The organism is Sphingomonas sp. 2378 (assembly GCF_038084995.1).
Lineage (GTDB): Bacteria > Pseudomonadota > Alphaproteobacteria > Sphingomonadales > Sphingomonadaceae > Sphingomonas.
In genome coordinates this window covers 1-359 of record NZ_JAXCMJ010000141.1, presented here as the reverse complement: position 1 = coordinate 359, position 359 = coordinate 1, and the positions used below count along the sequence as shown (strand labels likewise).

General features: G+C 67.1%; 1 protein-coding gene. It reads right to left on the bottom strand.

Annotation, left to right across the window (positions count from 1 at the left end; all coding sequences use genetic code 11):
* Positions 1–359: YDG domain-containing protein (locus SM191_RS19665; RefSeq protein ID WP_341507674.1), on the bottom strand; the 359-nt coding region annotated here is incomplete at both ends.

The following is a 359-nucleotide window of genomic DNA, read 5'->3' as shown; positions in this document are numbered from 1 at the left end:
TCAGCGCCATGCCCGACACCGTCACCCGCTTGCCCGTGCCGGCATTCTTGTCGGCATAGGCGGCGCTGGTGGCGGTCACGGTGACCGCATCGCCCGCGACCACGCCCGCCAGATTGGCCGGCAGCAGCGTCGCCGTCGTCGTGCCGTCATAGACCTTGCTGACCGTACCGCTCAGGTCGCCCGTCAACTGCCTCTTGGAGATGATACCCGTGGCATCGACCTTGCTGATCGTGTAGTTGCCGCCGCCATTGCCGTCGGCGACCGTCCAGCTGTCGGCACTCAGGGCCTGGCTACCCGCATTCTTGCTGGCAAAGGCCTGCGTCGCTTCTGCGGTGTCGCTGCCGACCAGCCCGGTGATC